This is a genomic window from Agaribacter marinus, assembly GCF_030160655.1.
GTDB classification, from domain to species: Bacteria; Pseudomonadota; Gammaproteobacteria; order Enterobacterales; family Alteromonadaceae; genus Glaciecola; species Glaciecola marina.
The window spans coordinates 265,805-284,799 of sequence record NZ_BSOT01000009.1; the positions used below are offsets into that span (position 1 = coordinate 265,805).

Below are 18,995 nucleotides of genomic sequence, written 5' to 3' on the forward strand. Positions count from 1 at the left end.
GTAATCGTATCTTTCCGACGCGACGTTCACTTACCAATTGGCCTGTTCCACGTTTTGTGCGCCGCAGACAAACATGCAGATTACTTACCTACTAACCGAGTCAATACAACAAAGTGAACCTACGTCGTACTTGCTTGTACATATATAAGACCCACCAACATGAATTTAACTGAATTAAAACAGAAACCAATTAGCGAGCTAGTCGAACTGGCTGAAAAAATGGGGCTAGAGAATTTAGCGCGAGCCCGCAAACAAGATATTATTTTCTCAATACTTAAATCTCACGCAAAAGGTGGGGAAGACATCTTCGGTGATGGCGTATTAGAAATATTGCAAGATGGCTTTGGTTTCTTAAGGTCGGGAGACTCATCCTATTTGGCGGGGCCTGATGATATTTATGTATCACCTAGTCAAATCCGTCGTTTTAACTTACGTACTGGCGACACTATTTCAGGTAAAATTAGACCTCCGAAGGATAGTGAGCGGTACTTTGCCTTATTAAAAATACGCGAAGTGAATTTTGATAAGCCTGAAAACTCTCGAAATAAGATATTGTTTGAAAACTTAACACCTTTGCATGCAGCATCAAGGCTGCGCATGGAGCGCGGTAACGGGAGCACAGAAGACATTACTGCTCGTGTACTAGATCTTGCGTCTCCAGTGGGCTGCGGGCAACGAGGACTTATTGTTGCGCCACCAAAGGCAGGTAAAACATTATTGCTACAGAATATTGCGCAGTCAATTGCTGCAAATCATCCTGAGGCACAACTAATGGTGTTACTTATTGACGAACGTCCTGAAGAAGTAACAGAAATGCAACGCCTTGTACAAGGTGAAGTGGTTGCCTCTACTTTTGACGAACCTGCTAGCCGACACGTACAAGTGGCTGAGATGGTCATCGAAAAAGCAAAGCGCTTGGTCGAGCATAAGAAAGATGTTGTTATCTTATTAGACTCTATTACGCGATTGGCAAGAGCATATAACACTGTCATACCGTCGTCTGGTAAGGTGCTTACTGGTGGTGTAGATGCAAATGCACTGCATAAACCCAAGCGATTCTTTGGTGCAGCAAGAAATGTCGAAGAGGGTGGTAGTTTAACAATCATCGCTACTGCGCTAATAGATACTGGTTCCAAAATGGATGAAGTTATCTACGAAGAGTTTAAAGGTACGGGTAATATGGAGTTACACCTAAACCGTAAAATTGCGGAAAAACGGGTGTTCCCAGCGATTGACTTTAATCGTTCAGGTACGCGAAGAGAAGAATTGCTTACCACGCAAGAAGAATTGCAAAAAATGTGGATTTTACGCAAAATTGTGCACGAAATGCCAGAAATTGATGCCATGGAATTCCTCATTAGCAAACTGTCTATGACAAAAACAAATGATGAATTTTTCGATTCGATGAAGCGTCAGAAAGGCTAATTACGCTAAAAGTTTGCTAGTCTCTATATTCAGAGCATTAGAGCCAGTTGTTTAACTGGCTTTTTTTATATGGAATCTAGTAAAATCATTATATGGATCGTATTTCACGATAAGTAGGCCAGAAAGTTTGTATGCTACGTTAAAACACATTCATATGTCTTTTGCCGCAATCAGCATTATTCTGTTTATTGTGAGATTTGTTCTCACCATCGAAAAACCGCATTTAAAAGAAAAGTTCTATTTCGATAGATTACCTCATATTGCTGATACAATATTAGTTGTGTCTGCAATAGGAATGACGCAGTATTTTCAGTATATTCATTTCACTTTTTCTTGGTTACAAATAAAATTACTGTTCGTTGTGCTTTACGTAATTTTCGGTTTTATCGCATACAAAAAAGTAGAAGTATTCACTTATAAATGCTTGTTTTTTGCGCTATCTTTAATCTCGTTTTCAATCGTGGTAAAAATAGCCATTACGAAACACTTGTTTTAGTTGCCTTAGCCTATTTTTGTTTTGGCTAATATTCGCTCACCAGAAACTATAATAACAGTCCTATTAGTGCGTCTGGCAACGGTGCTAATAAGGAAATAATAATGGGCAGAAAAATGAAATCAATCACACTAATCTTATTCGTATGTTTGTCTTTTGCGGTAATCGCTGATGACGTAGCAACGCGAGCGGACAGTATCGAATCCAAAGTCATTGCATGGCGCCATCATCTTCATGAAAACCCTGAACTATCAAATCGTGAGTTTGAAACCGCTAAATATGTGGAAAAGCATCTTAGAAGTTTGGGGCTTGACGTTCAAACTGGCGTCGCGATTACCGGTGTTGTTGCCGTTTTAGACTCAGGCAAACCCGGACCTACCGTTGCTTTGCGCGCAGATATGGATGGATTGCCAGTAAAAGAGGTGAATGACCTCCCTTTCAAATCCACAAAGACGGCAGAGTTCGAGGGAAACACTGTACCTGTTATGCATGCTTGCGGACATGATACTCACATGGCTATGCTCATGGGCGCCGCGGAAATTTTGACGGGTATGAAAGACCAGTTAAAGGGAAAGGTGAAGTTTATTTTTCAACCTGCTGAAGAAGGTGCGCCTCGTGGCGAAAGAGGCGGAGCAGAAGTCATGGTCGAAGAGGGGGTGCTTAAAAACCCTGATGTTGACGTAATCTTTGGCCTTCATATTAGTGCGAATACCGATGTTGGTAAAGTACGTTATCGACATGGCGGTATTATGGCGGCGGTTGACCCCTTTAAAATCGTTATTAAAGGTAAACAAGCGCATGGCGCATATCCGTGGAAAAGTGTTGATCCTATTACGACATCCGCGCAAGTAATTATGGGTTTGCAAACTATCGTGAGTCGAGAGCTTCGTTTACTTGATGATGCTGCCGTGATCTCTATTGGATCGATACATGGCGGAAATCGATCAAACATTATTCCGATGGATGTAACTATGGTAGGCACCATTCGCACGCTTAACGAAGACGCCAGAGAGCACATTTATGAAGCGTTACCACGGAAGGTAAAAGGGATTGCTGACAGTATGCGAGCAGAAGCAGAAATTACACTTCCGCTTGACTACAATTATCCTATAACCTTTAACGACCATGCGCTAATGGACAAGATGTTGCCATCTTTAGTTAGAACTGCGGGTCAGGAAAATGTGATCAATAGTAAAGCAGTAACTGGTGCAGAAGATTTCTCTTTCTTCCAAAAAGAAGTGCCAGGCGTTTATTTGTGGGTAGGTGGTAAACCACTAGATGTTAGCGAGGCTGACTCTCCTGCGCATCATACGCCCGAGTTTATTGTTGACGACAGTGGTATGAAGTTAGGTGTAAAACTACTTTCAAATATGACAATTGACTATATGAATTCAGTTGAGTGAAGGAACGATAAATCTTTGAATGTTATGACTTAAAATTCCTTTAGATGTATAACGTTAGCGTATTTTAGATGGCGCGTGACACAAAGAGTCGCGCTCTATGGTACTTTCTTCTATAATGTCGGGCTTTTAAGATTGGAAGTAAATTTTATGGCTCAAGTCGCAATCGTTATGGGGTCGCAATCAGATTGGCCTACCATGCAACAAGCTGCAAAAATGTTGAAAACACTCGGTGTCAGTTTTAAAGCGCAAGTTGTTTCTGCGCATCGTACGCCTAACTTGTTAGTTGATTTTGCTGAGTCTGCAGAAAGTGAAGGATATCAAGTTATTATTGCTGGCGCTGGTGGTGCTGCGCATCTTCCTGGAATGATAGCTGCACATACTCACTTACCAGTATTTGGCTGTCCAGTCAGATCAAGTCAGTTAAGCGGGTTAGACTCTCTATTATCAATTGTTCAAATGCCAAAGGGTGTGGCTGTTGGAACCTTAGCTATCGGTGAGGCAGGCGCTGCAAATGCTGGTCTGTTAGCTGCTCAAGTCGTGGCGTTGCAAAACAAAGACGTTCGGGACAATATTGTTGTTTTTAGACAAAACCAAACTGAGACTGTTCTTGCTAATCAAACGCTGGAATTAGAATGAAAGTACTAGTATTTGGTGCTGGGCAGTTAGTTCAAATGATGTACTTAGCGGCGGCGCCTTTGGGTGTTGATGTAAAGGCCGTTGACGTAAATTCGAGAGACATTTTACATCCTGTGAGCAAACAAAAGCTTGAAATGACGCTTGATTATGCGCTTTCTGATGCCGATGTAATAACCGCTGAGTTTGAGCATGTGCCTGAGGATTTACTAGCCTTAGCTGGTGAAACCGGTAAGTTTCATCCTAACGCGAAATCGATTCTTACGGGGGCGGATAGAGTACGCGAAAAAGCTTGCTTAGATATTGCCAATATTCCTAATGCTCCATACAAAATCATTAAACATATTGATGCGCTCGACGACGCAGTTCAAGCACTGGGTCAACGCATTATCTTTAAGGCGTCAAGGGATGGGTATGATGGCTATGGTCAATGGCGAATGATGATACCCGAAGATGTTGACGACATTCGGATTGCGTTTGCAAGTTTAGATCTTCAAACTGTGCCAATTGTCGCCGAGAAAATGATTGATTTCGAACGTGAAATTTCAATTATTGGTGCAAGAACATCTGACGGTAAGGTATCTTGTTTTGATATTGCAGAAAACCTGCATTATCAAGGGCAACTGCATGTCTCTGTTGCACCGGCATCGAATATTAGTGATTCACTCAAACAAAAGGCTCATTATATTTTTGAAACGCTCGCGAATTCGCTTGAATATATTGGTGTATTAGCAGTTGAGATGTTTCAAGTGGGTGACGAACTTCTTGTAAACGAAATCGCCCCGAGGGTGCATAATTCCGGGCATTGGACGCAAAACGGTGCAGAAACATGTCAATTTGAACAACACATACGAGCGTGCTTAAACTTTCCTTTAGGCTCGCCACAGACAAACAAAATTACCGCGATGATAAACATTATCGGCTGTACTTCTTTTAGTCGTGACTTAATTAGCATTCCGGGGTGCCACTTGCATTGGTATGGCAAGGAAGTGCGTGAAAAACGTAAGATGGGTCATATAAATGTGACCGCGAACAGCTACTTTGAGTTAAGTGAAAAGTTATCAAAACTTTTGACTTTTTTACCTGAAGAGTATTTTCCAAAACTAGCGGGTGAAATTCGACGTTTAAAAGCGCTTTAAATTGACAACGTTGATTGTGCGTTGAGTTAGCCTGTATCTTGAGTTTTTAAATGTGAGTTAGGAGCAATAAATGAAAGTGATCAAAAAACATCAATGTATACATTCGATTTATACACTCTTGTCGTCGCTCGCACTATTTTTCGTCGTTAATGTTGCCTTTGCTAGTGATCAAAAAAACACTTCATTTAAAATGTCAGAGCATGCTGAAATCTCTCAAAACTGGTCTAGGGAAACATTCAAGTTTGCTAAAACTGGTGCAGCCTACTTTACTATTTTTAATACTCACCACGCGTCGACACTAGTGCTTAGCCACGCGGCAGTTGACCAAAACATCGCGTCAATGGTGCAAATACATGAAACAGTTATGGAAGACGAAATAATGAGCATGATGGAGGTTGAAACAGGCGTAAAAATCTTACCGCAACAAACAGTAAATTTTTTACCCGGAGGTAAGCATCTCATGTTTATGGGATTAGAGAAGCCATTTACCAAAGGTGACAGTGTTTCAGTTGTTTTGCATTTCGAAGACGGTTCTTCACTGCCAATAGAATTACCTGTCGTAGATGTTCGACAATAGTTTCTTGGCGTTTACTCGAACGTTTTGACCCATGTTTCTACAATTTTCGTACTTATGCTCGGTCATAGAATATAAGGGAAAACCATGTTAAAACTGATATTTTCTGGAATTGTTACAAGTTCCTTTCTACTTATTACTACATCTATAAGTCAGGCAGCAATTAAGGTTACTGAGTTAGCCTCAGGCCTGGAGCATCCGTGGGGGATCGCTTTTTTGCCCAACGGTGATGCTCTAATTACTGAACGAGCGGGTGGTTTACGTAAATTAAGTAAAAACAATGAGCTTAGCGCCCCTATTCTTGGCTTACCTGACGCGGTGGCGAAAGGTCAAGGCGGGACGCTCGGCCTTGCTATAAGTCCTAATTATGATAAAGACAAACTAGTCTATGTTTGTGTTAATGTTGAACGGGATAACGAATGGGGCAGTGAAGTTCACGCTGGGATGTTTGACGGTCAGTCTTTACAAGATACCAAACCTGTATTTATTGCTTTGCCTAAAGCAAAAAGCAACTATCATTTTGGATGTCGAGTAGTGTTTGATAACACAGGGCATCTATATGTGTCATTAGGTGATAGAGGTGGCTTTAAAGACGATGCACAGAGCACTGATAACCACTACGGCACGGTCGTTAGAATAACATCAGAGGGCAAAGTACCAAGTGATAATCCTTTTGTAAGTGGCACTGCGCCAGAAGTATACACTTATGGTCATCGTAATGTGCAAGGTATGGTAAAACACCCGACAACGGGAGCAATCTGGACTCATGAACACGGGCCAAAAGGTGGAGATGAAGTCAATATATTGTCTAAAGGCAATAACTACGGTTGGCCCTCCATTACCTATGGGGTTAATTACGACGGTTCCATTATCTCAGAGGAAACCAAAGCTGACAGTATGGAGCAACCGCTTAAATATTGGGTCCCCTCTTTTGCTCCTTCAGGCATGACCTTTTATTCAGGGAGTGAGTTTCCAGAATGGAAAAATAATCTTTTTATAGGTTCCTTAAAAGATAGATACTTAAAACGTTTAGTCGTTGAAGATGGAAAAATCATCAGTGAAGAAAATCTGCTGGCAGAGCGTGATGAAAGAATCCGGGATGTAGCGCAAGCACCCGACGGAAGTTTGTATGTACTCACTGACTCTACGGATGGCAAGATATTGCGCTTATCAAGTGCAGACGACAAATAGTGTTGCTACTGCAATGCCATATTGTAACGACGATATAAATACACGCATGCTCAGGGGGGGATATGCGTTTTTGTGTTTGCTTATATGTCGAGCTTGCCTTGGATTATATCTTTAAACATAACCCAATCCCCAATTAAACTGTACAGTGGATAGGTAAATGTGGCTGGACGATTTTTTTCAAAGAAAAAATGTCCGACCCACGCAAAGCCATAGCCTATAACAGGTAGTAACCAAAGTAGCATGTATGATGACTTCAATATTGCGACGAAAATAAGTGTGATTACGAGGCATGATCCCGCAAAATGTAAGCGACGACAGTTCAAGTTTTGGTGTTCGGACAAGTAGTAAGGATAAAACTCTTTGAAGGAATTGAATTTTTTAGACATATTACCGACCATGGGTTCGTTGACAGACGAATGGGCTGCTCTTGAAACAAATAACTACTTCTTTGGTAGTATATTATTTGTGTTTATATTTAACAATATTTTAACAATGAGTAAAATATTACATCGGCTGTTGTAAATCATCAAATTGTCGCCATAATCGAGAATAGAAATTTGTTGAATATTGAATGCTAACTTATGTCAGAAAATGTAGTAGAACTTACAGTAGAAAACTTTAACGATGTGATAGTCGACGGCAGTCAGTCTGCGCTAGTGGCAGTGTATTTTTATGCACCTTGGGATGAGCCTTCAATGGAAATGCTCCCAAATGTTCAAGCACTTGCACAAGGCAATACCGAGCATCTTACCTTAGCTTTGGTCAACTGTGAGGAACAGCAACAAATAACTGCGCAATTTGGCGTCAGGGGCTTGCCAACAATAATGCTGGTGAAAGAAGGGCAACCAATTGACGGCGCTGCAGGCCCCCAAGATAGCGAACAACTAAAAGCACTATTTGACAAACATTTACCTAAACCTGAAGAGGGTATGTTGTTGCAAGCCGCCCAGCTAATTGAAGCGCATGACTATCAGCAGGCATATACATACGCAAAGCAAGCTTTTGATTTAAATACCGATTGGATTGACGCAAGGTTTGCGCTTGCAGATTGTACGATAGAACTTGGGCAAGTAGATGCTGCGAAAGCGTTGCTAGCACCGGTGACAATGGTTGACCAAGATGCACGTTATCAAGTCATCTTAGGCAAAATTGAACTGGCAGAAAAAGCAGCGGAATCACCTGAATTAATTGAATTGCAGACTAAGTTAGATGCAGACCCTGAGAATGATGAAATAAAACTGCATTTAGCTATACAGTTGCAGCAAGCACATAAAGTTGAGCAAGCCTTGGATTTACTTTTGAGTATTTTGCGTAAAGACATGGGATTTGGTGACGCAAAAAAAATTACCTTAGATACTATCAATGCATTACCTGATGGCGAGCCTTTAAAGTCAGTATATCGCCGAAAGATATATAGCTTATTGTATTAGATTATTGGCGCAAAGATGACAATTGACACTCTGATATTGGCGATTTGTTTTGTGCTTATCCTTGAGGGCCTTGGCCCCTTACTTATACCAAATAAATGGCAAGTGTTGTTGAAAGATATGGCTGCTCAATCACCCAATGTGCTCAGACGTATTGGGGGATTGTTAGTTGTGACGGGCAGTGTAATCTTGTGGTTTATATTGTTTTGATATATTTCTGCAATAAGTAAGACGAAAATTCCATTCAACAAGCGCGTATAGTTTGCTAAAATCGCCGCCTAATTTATCCACAGTATAGTTTCATGGCAAAGAATGTTGTAGTGCTTGGCACCCAATGGGGTGACGAGGGGAAAGGTAAGGTTGTTGATCTGCTCACAGATCAGGCTCGATATGTTGTTCGTTATCAAGGCGGTCACAACGCAGGGCACACCCTAGTAATAGATGGTGAAAAAACAGTTTTACACCTTATTCCGTCAGGTATTTTACGAGACAACGTGACTTGTGTAATCGGCAATGGCGTAGTGCTTAGCCCAGAAGCGTTACTTAAAGAAATGCACATGCTCGAAGAAAAGGACATTCCTGTAAAAGAACGTTTGCGTCTGAGTGAGGCATGCCCACTTATTTTGCCTTTTCATGTGGCGTTAGACGTGGCTAGAGAAAAAGCGCGAGGCAATAAGGCCATAGGTACTACGGGACGTGGTATTGGTCCAGCGTACGAAGACAAAGTATCTCGTCGAGGCCTGCGCGTTGGAGACTTGTTCAATGCTGATGAATTTGCCGTTAAATTAAAAGAAGTGATGGCCTATCACAATTTCATGTTGACTGAATACTATAACGCGCCTGCTGTAGACTATAATGAGGTACTTGAAGGTGCATTGAGCGTGGCGGAACTGTTCCGTTCGATGACTACTGATGTAACTCACTTACTTGAATGCGCAAAGCAGAATGGCGATGCTATCATGTTTGAAGGCGCCCAAGGCACATTGCTTGATATCGATCATGGTACTTACCCTTATGTAACATCTTCCAATACAACGGTAGGTGGTGTAGCCACTGGCGCAGGATTTGGTCCGCTAAGTATTGATTATGTGTTAGGTATTGTGAAAGCCTATACCACACGTGTTGGTTCTGGGCCATTCCCAACCGAATTAGATTGTGATGTAGGGCAGCATTTAGGTGTAAAAGGTCACGAGTTTGGTGCGACTACCGGACGTAAACGACGCACAGGATGGTTTGACGCAGTGGCTATGCGCCGTGCAGTGCAACTGAATTCAATCACTGGTTTTTGCTTAACTAAGCTAGACGTATTAGATGGTCTTGAGGCACTTAAAATCTGTATTGGTTATAAAGATGCAGCTGGCAATGTCAGTGAGATACCGCCTTTAGCCGCTGAAGGCTATGAAGCAGTAACACCGGTCTATGAAGAAATGCCCGGTTGGAGTGAGCAGACGTACGGTACTCAAAATTACGAGGCCTTACCTCAGGCAGCCAAAGATTACATCGCGCGCTTAGAAGAGCTGACAGGCGTGCCTGTCGATATCATTTCTACGGGGCCAGATAGAAATGAAACCATTATATTGCGTCATCCTTATCAGGCGTAGCGCGACTGGCGACTAGCATTCTTGAAAATGCTTTCAACAGATTAATGGGTAAACGGCTATAGACTTTATCTATGGCCGTTTTTATTATGTCTTCAATACTTTAACGATTTTTGTAATTTAAGGCGTAATAACGTATGAGTAATGAAGGCAATGACAATGTGGCACCACGGTCCATCCCTTCTACTGTATCAACACATCAACGTTACTTTGCGACGGGCGTTACCAAAGAGATTGACTGGCGACTTAAGCAGTTAAAGGCATTACAACGACTTATTCGGGAAAATGAAGTCGTTATTTCCGAGGCTCTCTCTTTCGACTTGGGCAAAGGGAAGCACGAGGCCTATCTAACCGAAATAGGTTTTGTGTTATCTGATATTAAGCTGGCGCTTAAAAAACTGTCGCAATGGCATAAGCCTATAAGAGTTGGTTCACCATTGGTGGCATTTCCAGCGAAAAGTTATATGTTACCTGAGCCTCTTGGTTGTGCACTGATAATCGGCGCTTGGAATTATCCTATACAGTTAACCTTGAGCCCGCTTGTTGCAGGGATTGCTGCGGGTAATTGTGCCGTAATTAAGCCTTCTGAGTTGGCGACAAATACTAGTCGACTACTGGCGAAATTGATCCCAAACTATCTAGATGCAGAGGCTTTCAGTGTTGTTGAAGGGGGAAAAGGTGAAACTCAGGCACTCTTAGCTTGCCAATTTGACAAGATCTTTTATACGGGGGGCGAAGCTGTAGGGAAAATAGTAATGACGGCTGCTGCAAAATTTCTTACGCCAGTAACGCTTGAACTCGGCGGTAAAAGCCCCTGTATTGTTGATGCAAGCGCAAATATTGAAATTGCCGCAAGTCGCATTGTATGGGGTAAGTTCATGAATGCAGGGCAAACATGTGTTGCACCAGATTATTTGTTGGTCCAACGATCAATAAAGCAGCCCTTATTAGACGCAATTATTAGACAGATTGAACGGCAATACGGAAAAAATCCTTTACAAAATAAGGACTATGGACGTGTAATAAATGAGCGTCATTTTGAGCGTTTACGTAGTTATTTAGCTGGACAGAATATCGTTTGGGGTGGAAATAGCGCAAAGGCGGAAAAATTCATCGAACCGACAATTGTACTTAACCCAGACTCAGAAAGTAAATTGATGCAAGACGAAATATTTGGCCCTATCTTACCTATACTCTGCATGGACTCTGGCGACGATATGCTTGAGTACGCCTCAAATCGACCAAAACCACTCGCTGCATACTTATTTACACAAGATGAAGATGTTGAAAAGAAATTTGTACAACGTATTAGTGCCGGTAATATGTGTATTAATGATACAAATTTGTTCATGGTGAATCACAATTTAGCCTTTGGCGGTGTCGGTGCGAGCGGCATGGGGCAATATCATGGCAAACACGGTTTTGACTGTTTTAGCCATTACAAATCGGTTATGTCACGTAGTAATAAATTTGAAGTTAGTTTGCGATACGCGCCATTTTCGAGGGTCAAATCATACCTCTTAAAAAAACTGCTCTAAGCTCAGCAGTGCTTAGATATTTTATTAAATTAATAATCTTTAAAAGACCACTAAACCAGCTATCGCATATAATGCTACTGTTACCCCGCCGACCGCTAATGCGTAGGGTAACTGTGTTTTAACATGGGTTAACAAATCACAGCCGGCTGCCAAGGACGAAATAGCAGTTGTATCTGATAGTGGAGAACAATGATCGCCAAAAATACCGCCACCTAATATAGCTGCTAACACTAATTGCGGCGGTAAACCTAGTGTTTGTACAAGCGGCATACCTATCGGAATTAAAATCGCGAAAGTACCCCAAGATGTCCCCGTGGTAAATGACATTATCGCACCGGCGATGAATAGTGCAGGTAATATTAAGAACATTGGTAAGTGTTCACCGACCAATCCAGCGACAAAGACCCCTGTGCCTAACACTTTTAAACTGGCTCCCAAGGTAATAGACAACAGTACAATGGTGACTAAAGGCAATAATTCGCTCATACCATTGAAGCCAATTTTCATCGCACTTTTGTGTGTTTCTTTGCCATTGGTTATTAACATCAGGTAGCCGACGATACACGCTATGAAGGTAGCGTAGAGAACAGATCGACTGCCGCTTCCACTGCTTAAGTTACCATCACCTGTCCACCACATAAAATACAAGGTGCCAAAAATCATGATGCCTAAGGGAATGATCATAAATCTGGATTTTGATGCTTTGGGTATGTCGATATGGTTATCTATTCGCTCGAGGTCAATTTCCGCCTGTTTCATCGGGCCATGCACGTTGTCTGTAAAAATTGTATAGGCGACAACGAGTAAGGTTAACAAAGCATAAAAGTTAAACGGTACGGATGACCAAAGCATCACAAGTGCATTTTCTTCCAGCTCATAAGCACTCAGCAAACTCAGAATATATGCTCCCCAACCATTGAGTAGTATGAGTATACAAATTGGCGCTGATGTAGAGTCGATGACATACGCTAGTCGCGCGCGGCTCATCTTATATTTATCAAATAGTCCCCTAGCCATTATGCCCGACGATAATACGCTTAGATTTGATTCAATAAATACGACGATACCTGTAAACATGGTAATGCCACCAGCTTTGCGCTTACTAGATGCAATGCCAGAATTAACTAATTTAGAGACTACGGCGTTGACGCCGCCAGAGTCACGAATAAAAGCGAGTAAAGCGCCCACTAATAAACTGAATATTAAGATTCTTGCGTTGCCTGCGCCTTGCACCGTCGATACTACTCTATCGATTGAATTGATTGGGGCTAGAAGGAGTGAAGTGTCTGCGGTGTTCAACGCCAACAGTAATTCTGTTGAAACCAATGCTACAAGTAAGCCTAGGATGACTTCTTTTTTCCAGAGGACAATTGCGATGGCAATTATTGGTGGAAGTATACTTAACCAATCCAAGGTAGTTTCCTTTTATTCTGTTATTTTTTATTGTGCAGAATTGCTTCGTAAATCAGGGTCATTACGTCCCCATATTTACCCGTTGCAAATCTGTCGCCTACAAATTCAATATTGTCTAGCGTCCCGTCAATGGGGCTGTGTTTTTTATTCGTAAGTAATACGATGGCTAAATCTGCGCTCGGATCTATCACCACTACAGTACCCGTCGACCCAGTATGTCCATATGCCTGTGGCGACGCATAAGCACCAAAATGTAATGCTGAGCTATTGTCTGTATTCAGTTGCCAGCCAAGACCATAATGGCTTTTTGCGAACGTTGGGGCTGTAAAACGTGTTAACGTCGAATTATCAAAAATCTTGACCTTGTCGTAGCCACCGCCATTAAGCATTAGCTGTGACAATACGGCCAAATCATGTGTATTTGAAAATAAACCTGCGTGGCCAGCAACGCCTTGCATGGCGTAAAATGCTTTCTCATCATACACCTCACCTTGAAGTGTATATTCTCGTACGTTATCGAAATGTACCCTGCCATCTAGTGTATTGCCAGCTAACGCTGTCGCAGCAATCGTACTTGTATCAATCCCTTTGTGTTTAGGGTTAAAGGCCGTATTGCTTAAACCTAAGGGGGCATAAATTTCGTTTTCTACAAAATCATCGAGTGATTTACCTGTTATACGCTCGACTAATAAACCCAAAATCATAAAGTTTGTGTCGTTATAAGCCTGCTCTGTTTTATTACTTACCTCTGGCGCTAGTGCTGTCAGTAGTAATTCTGAGGTAAATAGCTTCTTCTGGGAAAAGAAATGTTCCCCTAATGAGTTATCACGTTTATATATCTGAATATCCACAATGTGGCCCGATGTATGGCTCAGCAGATCTTCAACGGTATGCGCTCTTTTGCCCGCGCCCATGTATTCCGGCAAGTAGCGGTGCACCGGAGAGTTCAATTGTAATTTTTGTTCTGAGACAAGTTTCATTACCGCAAGTGTTGTGGCGAAAGTTTTTGTATTTTCGGCGAGGTCAAACAATGTATCAGTTGACATAGACCTTGCTTGCTTTATTTGGTCGCCTTGCGAGTCATAGCGTGTCTTGAAGCCATATGCCGTATTTTTAATAATTCGCCCGTCTTTAATAACTAACAAACTTGCACCTGGAAACCCATTTTTAATGTCCTTGTTGATGAGCTCGTCAACGGCTGCAAAGTCGTAGGGCGAATTGCCATATTCAGACAAGGTAGGGTAGTTGATGCTTATGTTGACAGCGCTATTTACTGGCAAGATATTGTCTACTTTTAATGTATTGGTGCCATTAACTGTGCGCTTCTGCAAGTTGTAGCGGTATTGGGTTTCTACAAAGGGTTGAGTAATATTTAGTTTTTCACCGTTGATGAATATATCGGCGTATTGCGCATTTTCCGGCTCTATCGTGATTTCGCCTTGGCCAATATAAGACTTAAATGACCGCCTATTGTTTGCAACAGTTAGATTATCTGTAGTCGATAGTGAGAATTGTGAAGCGATTTGACTATGTCGATTTAAATGTGCGCTTTGTTGATAAGAGGAATCTGTATTTTGTTCAAGTGCGAGTGCTCGATTATATCGAGCGTATAGGTTTTCAAGTTTTTTAGGAAAGTACTTTTCAAGTAAAGCAAACACCGCTGCTGTGGTGCTCGCATCGCCGGTGCCACTTACTTGCCAAGGCAAGAAGTGCATTTGAAATGCGGCGATCGTATCTGTTGTTTGTTGATCCGCAACACCTGTTTCGTCGATCCTGTACCCATAAGCACTTAATGCACTTTGCAAGAGGGATGTATCAACAGGATATTTAGAAAATTTATGCCAATATTTCGCCAGGGTTTGCCTGTCATACCAAGCACCAACGCCGGCTTCGTAGAGCTGATACCAAGGAAAGCGTGGACCTGGGTCGTGTTTTCTTGATGGCGCAATATCGGAGTGGCCAACAACTGCTGTTGGAGAAATATCAGGATGTCGTTCTAGTATATCTTTACTTAAGGCGACTAGTAATTCGATCTGTTTTGGTTCGAAATCAGGGTATGTGCACAATTTATCATGGCTATACAATGCTAATCGGTGAGGGGCTTCGTTCTCCATACATTCAGGTATATTGACAATTTCTATCCCTATCGACGTATCGTTTAGGCCCGTTCTACCTTGCCAATAGCTCACACCAGCGTGCCACGCACGTAGTTCATCTTCTACCAATTGATATATCTCTAACTTATCATTCGGATACGATGGGTCATTGCTCTGAGGGATTAGGTAGTGACTACTTACATACCCTTCATTGACTAATAGATCTATTGACGTGGCATAATCTACCGCAGTAAAGTGCATGACTAATGACTTTACCCTAAAACTAGAATTTTCAGATACAAGTGTTTTATAGCGTAGCGTGGAGCAAGCCGTTAGGATGATACACAAAAGGCAAATAATGCCAATTTTTTTGCTCAACAGTCGCATATTAATGTTCTTTTTATTCTGGTTGTTCTTGATGTTGCTGTGTTTAAATTAAGTTGGCTGTAGTTATCATCAGCAAATAACTGAATAAACGCAAGCACTTAATGCTTGCTTAGCACAGTATTGAGTTTACCTTTGTGTTGGTCTAGTAGTTTACTGGCAGTGTCAGCATCATTGCCGGTCAAAATCATCAATATCGCCAACTTGGCTTTATTTTGGGCTTTTCTTAAGGCATCCTCTGCTACTGTTTGCTCGCATTGCGTTGCTTGCATCACAATACGCGTTGCACGTGCCACTAGTTTTTCGTTAGTGGCATTTACGTCCACCATTAGATTTTGATATACCTTGCCAATCTTAACCATGCTTGCGGTGCTTATCGTGTTTAAAACAAGTTTTTGCGCAGTTCCAGACTTCATTCTAGTTGAGCCAGTTAAACACTCTGCACCGACAGTGACACAAATACCAATCTCTGCAACCTCAAGTAGCGGGGCATTAGGGTTACATACGACACAGGCCGTATGACAACCTAAGGTATTTGCATAGTGTAAACCGCCAATAACATAAGGCGTTCTGCCTGATGCGGCAATACCGATAACCATATCATGTTTGCTAAGCGATATGGCTTTCAAATCTTCTGCGCCTGCATGCTTATCGTCCTCTGCGCCTTCCACAGCATGAATTAACGCACGTTCGCCACCGGCGATTAGTCCCACAACCATATCATCAGGTACACTGAACGTAGGTCTGCATTCAACGGCATCTAATACGCCTAGTCGGCCGCTAGTGCCCGCACCCATATATATTAGTCTGCCGCCTTTTTCGAAACTTTCGGTACATAAGTCGACGACCTTTGTGATTTGCGGCAATGCGGCTTCTACCGCGATTGCGACTTTTTTATCTTCATCATTAATGGTTTTTACTAAGTGAGCTGTGCTTAGTTGATCAAGTGTCATTGTATTGGGGTTGCGCCCCTCAGAGATAAGCTTATCCAGCTCGTCAATTAGTGTATATTTATTCATTTATGCAACTGTTTTCCAATGCGTTTTCTCACTTTTACCCATTAGACAAATGAGTGTACTAAACGTTGTTCCAATAATTAGTTGCCATGAAAATCCAAGGTTGAAATGCATTGTTTCAGGTAGATACAGGGTCATGACATAGGGTTGCATAGACACCGGGATTAAAAAACCAATGAATAAGGCCCAAAAGATACTCTTAGCAGAGCCTCGCTTACTGAATAATGCGGTAAAATATACTCCCAATAACCCACTGTACGAGAAAATCATGACGCTCAACGCAAAAGCGAGTAAGGGCATATCTGTATATTGTTGCCAGTAATAGCAAAGCGCTGCCATTAACGACAATGCAATGGCAACAACGCCCATAGCGACTCTGCCGGCAAACACCAAATGTGAATCACTTAGTTGCACGCCTTTTTTTATCCAACCTTTGTAAATGTCTTGCACAGCTACCGATGCCATTGAATTCAAGCCGGAATTTAATGTGGATAATGCGGCTGCAACGATGCCGATAGTGACTACCGCTTTTATGCCGTTGGGTAGGTCGGTTAGCACGTAATACATAAAAATAGTCACCGTTTGCCCCTTAAACTCTGGAGTAGGTGCACCGTCTGTTTGCATCATCAAATCTGGGCGTTGATAATATATAAACAAAAGTAGCCCAATACACACGAACACTAATACTATCGGGATACCCATTGCAATGGATGATACCAATGCTTTGGTTGCGCTTTTTGCATCTTTACAGGTGAGCATACGTTGGGATACATCTTGGTCTAGACCAAACGCCGCGATGTTTAATAATACAAACCCCGTCAATACTGACCAGATTGAAAAGACGCCAGCGCTGCTAAAATCTGCCGAAAAGTCCAATAAGGTTAACTTGGACGGGGCATCGCCACTCGGGTGCTGTAGTGCCGAAATGATCGTACTCATGTCTGTTGGGATATTGTGTAGCAAAAAAACCAGTACTAGCAGCGCAGCACCTACATACACAATGCATTGGATAACGTCAGAGTATATAACACTGCGTATACCGCCATACATGGTGTAGGCGAAACCGGTAAGGGCTATGATTAATATGGCGAACATTACACTTGATGCGTCAACGTTACCAAATAAAATCATCGCGATAGCAATTGCGGCCATAAACAACCGTGAACCGCTAGCGAACAATCGACCAACTAAATAGACTAATCCGGCCTGATATTTTGCATTTTCACCAAAGCGTTGCCCTAAGAGTTCGTATACGGTGTAGACTTTATACTGATAAAATTTTGGTAGCAGAAACTTGGCGACAAATATCGCCGCAATCACGGCAGCAATGTTGGTAGCTAAGTACGTTAAATCTCCCCTATAACCCTGATCGGGACCACCAAGAAACGTTGCAGCGGACTGAGAGGTTGCCAGTACGGATATACCAACCGCCCACAATGCCATTTTGTTCCCGCCAAGAAAATAATCTTGACTGCTGTTAGTGCGTTTATTGAGAATATATCCCGTCGCCAGTAATATTAGGCCATAGGCTAAAAAGATGGACCAATCTAGTATTGAAAACTGATCTATCATGTTTTTTCCTTGGCATGGATGTATTTTCTTGGAACACGCTTAGAAACTCTTGTCATTAGTTCATATCCAATGGTGCCGACGTAAGAGGCAATTTCATTTATGGGTAACTGATTACCCCAGAGTTCTACCATATCCCCTATTTTTACGTTTTCGACATTGCTGATGTCGTACGTAATCATATCCATAGATACTCGGCCAACCAGGCTAATTCGCCGATTATGCAATACCGCGGGTGTACCATTTTGGGCATGTCTTGGATAACCGTCTGCATAACCAATGGCGACAGTGGCGATTGTAGTTGGTTTAGTTGCCTGCCAAGTCATCCCGTAACCTACTGTATCACCCTTTGGAATTTCCCGTACAGCAATTATTGGCGCGGATAGCGTCATTACTGGCCTAAGTGTGATCTGTCTGTCACTACAAAATGGCGTAGAACCATAGGTGCTAATGCCAATCCGGTTAAAGTTTTGTCGTGCCTTAGGCAACGCAATAGCGCCCGCAGAATTCGCAATTGATAAGGCAAAATCACTTGCAGATACTTTGGATAAAAAACTATTTATCTGTATGTTTGTTTGTGTTTGATCATCTTCATCGGCGGCGGCAAGATGAGTCATGATAACGCATTTATTAGACATTACTGTTGGGTAACGACGCATTAGGTCGTCAAACTCATTCATGGGCAATCCTAGACGATGCATACCAGAATCGACTTTAACCCACTGATGTCCTTGAATATCTGAATGCGATAGGTATTCACTAAACCATGCCAATTGTGTTTCCGTGTGCAATACCCAGTGTAAGTTTAAGGTCTTGGTATTTTCTAGTTCCTGATAAGCGTATGGGCCTTGCAGCACCAGAATTGGAAGAGTGATACCCGCCTCACGTAGAGCAATAGCTTCTTCTAGAAATGCTACCGCAAACATATTCGTGTAAGGAGTTAAGGCTTTTGCAACGGGTATAGCGCCGTTGCCATAGGCATCTGCCTTAATGACGGCAACATGCTTACTTCTAGGGGATAAGTGTTTAACTTGTAGAAAGTTATAAACGAGCGCATCCAGATTGATCGTCGCATAAGTACCACGCGCCACGTATA

General features: G+C 42.2%; 17 protein-coding genes. 11 read left to right on the forward strand and 6 right to left on the reverse strand.

Translation table 11 applies throughout. The annotated features are described in order from the left end of the window. The first annotated feature begins 159 nt into the window (after positions 1 to 159). The 7 genes from rho (at position 160) to QQK00_RS16825 (ending at position 6,858) form a co-directional block, all read left to right on the forward strand. On the forward strand, positions 160 to 1,425 hold the full coding sequence (gene rho / locus QQK00_RS16800) for a transcription termination factor Rho (protein ID WP_284218833.1): 1,266 nt from the start codon (positions 160 to 162) through the stop codon (positions 1,423 to 1,425). Positions 1,426 to 1,552: 127 nt separating this feature from the next. After that, complete coding sequence (locus QQK00_RS20540; protein ID WP_431307751.1) at positions 1,553 to 1,921, forward strand: SirB2 family protein; 369 nt, start codon at positions 1,553 to 1,555, stop codon at positions 1,919 to 1,921. A gap of 101 nt (positions 1,922 to 2,022) precedes the next feature. Further along, on the forward strand, positions 2,023 to 3,321 hold the full coding sequence (locus tag QQK00_RS16805) for an amidohydrolase (RefSeq protein ID WP_431307752.1): 1,299 nt from the start codon (positions 2,023 to 2,025) through the stop codon (positions 3,319 to 3,321). 147 nt (positions 3,322 to 3,468) lie between these two features. After that, on the forward strand, positions 3,469 to 3,957 hold the full coding sequence (gene purE, locus QQK00_RS16810) for a 5-(carboxyamino)imidazole ribonucleotide mutase (protein WP_284218834.1): 489 nt from the start codon (positions 3,469 to 3,471) through the stop codon (positions 3,955 to 3,957). After that, complete coding sequence (locus QQK00_RS16815) at positions 3,954 to 5,093, forward strand: 5-(carboxyamino)imidazole ribonucleotide synthase (protein WP_284218835.1); 1,140 nt, start codon at positions 3,954 to 3,956, stop codon at positions 5,091 to 5,093. The genes purE and QQK00_RS16815 overlap by 4 nt, the downstream gene beginning before the upstream one ends. Before the next feature lie 70 nt (positions 5,094 to 5,163). After that, positions 5,164 to 5,670 (forward strand): copper chaperone PCu(A)C, encoded by a 507-nt coding sequence (locus QQK00_RS16820; protein ID WP_284218836.1) that lies wholly within the window; start codon positions 5,164 to 5,166, stop codon positions 5,668 to 5,670. Positions 5,671 to 5,754: 84 nt separating this feature from the next. Then, positions 5,755 to 6,858 carry a PQQ-dependent sugar dehydrogenase gene (locus tag QQK00_RS16825; protein ID WP_284218837.1) on the forward strand — a complete coding sequence of 368 codons (1,104 nt, stop codon included), beginning with the start codon at positions 5,755 to 5,757 and terminating at the stop codon, positions 6,856 to 6,858. An 80-nt stretch (positions 6,859 to 6,938) separates the two neighbouring features. On the opposite strand, the gene QQK00_RS16830 is transcribed toward QQK00_RS16825, so the two are convergent. Further along, positions 6,939 to 7,256, reverse strand: a complete 318-nt coding sequence (locus tag QQK00_RS16830) for an Mpo1-like protein (protein WP_284218838.1) — start codon at positions 7,254 to 7,256, stop codon at positions 6,939 to 6,941. Positions 7,257 to 7,439: 183 nt separating this feature from the next. On the opposite strand from QQK00_RS16830, the gene QQK00_RS16835 reads away from it, so the two are divergent. The 4 genes from QQK00_RS16835 (at position 7,440) to QQK00_RS16850 (ending at position 11,421) form a co-directional block, all read left to right on the forward strand. Next, complete coding sequence (locus QQK00_RS16835) at positions 7,440 to 8,288, forward strand: tetratricopeptide repeat protein (RefSeq protein ID WP_284218839.1); 849 nt, start codon at positions 7,440 to 7,442, stop codon at positions 8,286 to 8,288. A gap of 15 nt (positions 8,289 to 8,303) precedes the next feature. Then, positions 8,304 to 8,495, forward strand: coding sequence for a DUF2065 domain-containing protein (locus QQK00_RS16840; protein WP_284218840.1), 192 nt, complete (start codon positions 8,304 to 8,306; stop codon positions 8,493 to 8,495). 92 nt (positions 8,496 to 8,587) lie between these two features. Beyond that, complete coding sequence (locus tag QQK00_RS16845) at positions 8,588 to 9,886, forward strand: adenylosuccinate synthase (RefSeq protein ID WP_284218841.1); 1,299 nt, start codon at positions 8,588 to 8,590, stop codon at positions 9,884 to 9,886. A 134-nt stretch (positions 9,887 to 10,020) separates the two neighbouring features. Further along, a complete protein-coding gene (locus QQK00_RS16850; protein WP_284218842.1) occupies positions 10,021 to 11,421 on the forward strand; it encodes an aldehyde dehydrogenase in 1,401 nt (466 codons plus the stop codon). A 39-nt stretch (positions 11,422 to 11,460) separates the two neighbouring features. On the opposite strand, the gene QQK00_RS16855 is transcribed toward QQK00_RS16850, so the two are convergent. From QQK00_RS16855 to alr, 5 genes are all read right to left on the reverse strand, one after another. Further along, positions 11,461 to 12,834 carry a Na+/H+ antiporter NhaC family protein gene (locus tag QQK00_RS16855; RefSeq protein WP_284218843.1) on the reverse strand — a complete coding sequence of 458 codons (1,374 nt, stop codon included), beginning with the start codon at positions 12,832 to 12,834 and terminating at the stop codon, positions 11,461 to 11,463. A gap of 20 nt (positions 12,835 to 12,854) precedes the next feature. Then, positions 12,855 to 15,317: a penicillin binding protein PBP4B gene (gene pbp4b / locus QQK00_RS16860; RefSeq protein ID WP_284218844.1), complete on the reverse strand. Its 2,463-nt coding sequence runs from the start codon at positions 15,315 to 15,317 to the stop codon at positions 12,855 to 12,857. A 98-nt stretch (positions 15,318 to 15,415) separates the two neighbouring features. Next, the gene (gene murQ, locus QQK00_RS16865) at positions 15,416 to 16,333 is read right to left on the reverse strand and encodes an N-acetylmuramic acid 6-phosphate etherase (RefSeq protein WP_284218845.1); all 918 of its coding nucleotides are present in this window, start codon (positions 16,331 to 16,333) and stop codon (positions 15,416 to 15,418) included. Then, on the reverse strand, positions 16,334 to 17,902 hold the full coding sequence (locus QQK00_RS16870; RefSeq protein ID WP_284218846.1) for a sodium:solute symporter: 1,569 nt from the start codon (positions 17,900 to 17,902) through the stop codon (positions 16,334 to 16,336). Then, complete coding sequence (alr, locus tag QQK00_RS16875) at positions 17,899 to 18,990, reverse strand: alanine racemase (RefSeq protein ID WP_284218847.1); 1,092 nt, start codon at positions 18,988 to 18,990, stop codon at positions 17,899 to 17,901. The genes QQK00_RS16870 and alr overlap by 4 nt, the downstream gene beginning before the upstream one ends. Positions 18,991 to 18,995: the final 5 nt, after the last annotated feature.

Coding starts and splice junctions, on each gene's coding strand:
- QQK00_RS16815 (WP_284218835.1), top strand. CDS start 3,954: ATGAAAGTACTAGTATTTGGTGCTGGGCAGTTAGTTCAAATGATGTAC.
- QQK00_RS16825 (WP_284218837.1), top strand. CDS start 5,755: ATGTTAAAACTGATATTTTCTGGAATTGTTACAAGTTCCTTTCTACTT.
- rho (WP_284218833.1), top strand. CDS start 160: ATGAATTTAACTGAATTAAAACAGAAACCAATTAGCGAGCTAGTCGAA.
- QQK00_RS16835 (WP_284218839.1), top strand. CDS start 7,440: ATGTCAGAAAATGTAGTAGAACTTACAGTAGAAAACTTTAACGATGTG.
- QQK00_RS16870 (WP_284218846.1), bottom strand. CDS start 17,902: ATGATAGATCAGTTTTCAATACTAGATTGGTCCATCTTTTTAGCCTAT.
- murQ (WP_284218845.1), bottom strand. CDS start 16,333: ATGAATAAATATACACTAATTGACGAGCTGGATAAGCTTATCTCTGAG.
- QQK00_RS16830 (WP_284218838.1), bottom strand. CDS start 7,256: ATGGTCGGTAATATGTCTAAAAAATTCAATTCCTTCAAAGAGTTTTAT.
- QQK00_RS16840 (WP_284218840.1), top strand. CDS start 8,304: ATGACAATTGACACTCTGATATTGGCGATTTGTTTTGTGCTTATCCTT.
- QQK00_RS16845 (WP_284218841.1), top strand. CDS start 8,588: ATGGCAAAGAATGTTGTAGTGCTTGGCACCCAATGGGGTGACGAGGGG.
- pbp4b (WP_284218844.1), bottom strand. CDS start 15,317: ATGCGACTGTTGAGCAAAAAAATTGGCATTATTTGCCTTTTGTGTATC.
- QQK00_RS16850 (WP_284218842.1), top strand. CDS start 10,021: ATGAGTAATGAAGGCAATGACAATGTGGCACCACGGTCCATCCCTTCT.
- QQK00_RS16805 (WP_431307752.1), top strand. CDS start 2,023: ATGGGCAGAAAAATGAAATCAATCACACTAATCTTATTCGTATGTTTG.
- QQK00_RS16820 (WP_284218836.1), top strand. CDS start 5,164: ATGAAAGTGATCAAAAAACATCAATGTATACATTCGATTTATACACTC.
- purE (WP_284218834.1), top strand. CDS start 3,469: ATGGCTCAAGTCGCAATCGTTATGGGGTCGCAATCAGATTGGCCTACC.